This window comes from Photobacterium sp. OFAV2-7 (assembly GCF_022347985.1).
Taxonomy (GTDB): Bacteria; Pseudomonadota; Gammaproteobacteria; order Enterobacterales; family Vibrionaceae; genus Photobacterium.
On sequence record NZ_JAKRFQ010000706.1, the window covers coordinates 1 to 2,806 of the forward strand.

General features: G+C 50.5%; 2 protein-coding genes and 1 pseudogene. All 3 read right to left on the reverse strand.

Annotated features, from left to right (window positions below; genetic code table 11):
* Positions 1–6: 6 nt before the first annotated feature.
* Positions 7–1,251: pseudogene (locus tag MHN01_RS23350) on the reverse strand (efflux RND transporter permease subunit); the annotation flags it as partial.
* Positions 1,251–2,363, reverse strand: a complete 1,113-nt coding sequence (locus tag MHN01_RS23355) for an efflux RND transporter periplasmic adaptor subunit (RefSeq protein WP_239413747.1) — start codon at positions 2,361–2,363, stop codon at positions 1,251–1,253. The pseudogene MHN01_RS23350 and the gene MHN01_RS23355, both read right to left, overlap by 1 nt.
* A 247-nt stretch (positions 2,364–2,610) precedes the next feature.
* A partial coding sequence (locus MHN01_RS23360) for a superoxide dismutase (protein ID WP_304622887.1) occupies positions 2,611–2,806 on the reverse strand: 196 nt, incomplete at its 5' end.

Consider the following 2,806-nt stretch of genomic DNA (forward strand, 5'->3'; position numbering starts at 1 on the left):
GATCTAGTTCTCCACTACCACGATGGCATCATCAACCACCAGGCCAATTGCCAGAATGATTGCCAGAATGGTCAGGACGTTAATACTAAAGCCGAGCCATGCCATAACGGCAAACACACCGATGACACAGACCGGAATGGTAATGATAGGGACAGAGGCAACCCGGAGCGAGCCGAGAAACAGCACGACCACCAGGGAGACCAGAACAATAGCTTCGACCAGTGTCGAGAAGCCCTGCTCAATCGCAGCTTCAATAAAGTCGGCTTGGTTGTATACCATTTTCATTTCGATGCCGTCAGGCAGCTGGCTCTGCATCTGGTCGATGGCTTCTTTCACTCGCTCGGCAACGGTAACCGGGTTTTCGGTGCGTAGCGGCAGGACCTGCAGCGACATTGCCTGTTGCTTGTTGACGGTCAGCAGGCTTGGGGTAAGGCTCTCTTTTCCCATGACGATATCGGCAATGTCCTTGAGGCGAATGGCCTGGCCGTTGTCGACACGGATAACCAGATCGCGCACATCGTCAATATTCTCAACCTGATTAATCGGGTTGATAGAAAAATCTCGGGCTTCGCCCATGATGGTACCGGCCGTGAAGCTGGCATTGTAGGAACTCAGTGTACCGACAACATCGGCCGTTTTGATGTTAAGGGCCATCATGCGCTCGGGCTTGAGCCAGACGCGGACTGCCTTGGACGAACCACCATACGGCCCCCAGACTGCACCGACGCCCTGAATGTGGCGAAACTGCGGGACAAGCTGCTGACTGATGTAGTCGTACATCTCTTGCTGTTCCAGCCCGCCGGTATTGACGAAAGTGATCACGTTGCTGGCAGAGCTGGTATCAGAGGCGTTGTCAGTAACTGTAGGTTTATCCGTCATGCTCGGCGGAAAATCACTGATCCCTTCTACGCTGCTGCGCAGCTTGTTCATCAGGTTGGTGTATTCGACATCATCGACATCGTCGGCAAAATCGATTTTCAGGGTACAGCTGCCTTCCTGACAGTCTGTTGCCATGGTATCAACGCTATCGAGCCCGGTTGCGGCATCGATCAGTTTGTCAGCAACGTTGCGTGACATGAACTCGGCACTGGCTCCGGTAATGTTGGCACTGACCGTCGCGGTGGGTGTGTTGTGATCTGGAAAATACTGGATAGACAGTTTTTGGAATGACAACAGACCCAGTAAGATCACGGCAATACTCAGTACCGAGGCAAAAACAGGGTGGCGTATACAAATCTCTGGCAATCGCATTAGCTTTCCTCCGATGCCGCAGGTTTCCCGGTGCTAGGGTGAATTGGCGCTTGGGTATTGCTCTCTTTATCGTTGGTATTGATATCGCTATTCAGTACCTTGACGGCACTTTCTGCCGTCAGCTTTTGTTGGCCGGTTGTCACGACTTGCTGGCCTTTTTTCAGCCCCTGACGAACCACGACGTAGCCATCATTGGTGTTCTGACCGAGCTTGATCGTTTGCTTAACAGGTTTGCCATCGGAAATCACCCAGACATAGCGCTCGTTATTGTTGGCAACAACGGCATTCTGCGGGATCAGGAGTTGCTTTTTCCCTTTTGCCAGTCTGTGTTTTACGTTTGCAAACATGCCTGGTGCCAGTACATGGTCGGGGTTGGCAATACGGGCGTGGACTTCTACTCGGCCGGAGTTTTCATCGACGGCAGGGGCAACATAATTGACTTTTCCTTTGAAAGTCTGGTCAGCGAAGGCATCGACGGTAATTTGCACGGCCTGCTCCTTGGCGGCTTTACCGAGATCGTCCTGGCTGATGGTATAGCTGACTTTTACCGGATCGAGGCGATACAGGCTGACTAGAACACTCGAGGCATCGATGTGGCTGCCTACAGAGTGGCTGAAGGCTGTCAGGCGGCCGTCAAACGGGGCGATGATCTGGTAATCGCGTAGCACTGCCTGCTTTTGACGGAAATCAGCGGCTGCCAGGTTGACTTGTTCCTTCAGCTCGTCAACGTCCTGAGGAGACAGGGCATCAGGTTGCTTCTTTAACAGGTTCTGGGTGCGCTGTAGTTTAGTCTTGGCCATATTCAACGAGCTTTTGGCTTTGTCGAAATCAGCCTTGGCCTTGGTGCTGTCAAGCTCGGCGATGAGATTGCCTTTCTTGACGGCATCACCGTCTTTGAAATAAATCGCTTTGATCTTCTCGCCTGTGCTGAAAGTCAGGTTTGCCGAATCGGTCGCGCTAATTTTTGCGGCTTCTTCGACCTGAACATCAAATGATTGGGATTTGACTGTTTCGGTTGTCACTGGAATCGCTGCCGTCTCGGCAAAGGAGAAGGCAGAGGTGAAGAGGAACAGTGAGGCTAACAGGTTATTTATAGGTCGTTTATTTTTCATAGGAGCATCTTCTTACTTTCAATCTGTGCTCCGGCATTTTTACGTTTATTTTTTAGGCGAAATGTCAGGAATTCGTTAGGAATTCAATAATATTGCCAACCTATTCATCACTGTTTTGGTTGGTTGCCGGAAGGATAAATTGTGGCTATGGATTGAGCAGTTTTGAGGACAAAAGCTGTTTTTTGAGGAAATAAAAAACGCCTGCACAAAGGCAGGCGTTTTGAAAGTATGTCTAATTTTCTACCAATTAGGCAGCTAGGTTCTTCGCAACGAATTCCCAGTTAACCAGTGCCCAGAACGCATTCATGTAGTCTGGACGTAGGTTGCGGTAATCGATGTAGTAAGCGTGTTCCCACAGGTCAACAGTCAGAAGTGGTGTTACACCTTCTTCTGTAAGCGGAGTGCCTGCGTTAGACGTGTTCATGATGTCTAGAGAGCCATCA

What these genes read in the sequence shown, in the direction of transcription:
- MHN01_RS23355 (WP_239413747.1), bottom strand. Translation starts at nt 2,363, where the DNA reads ATGAAAAATAAACGACCTATAAATAACCTGTTAGCCTCACTGTTCCTC.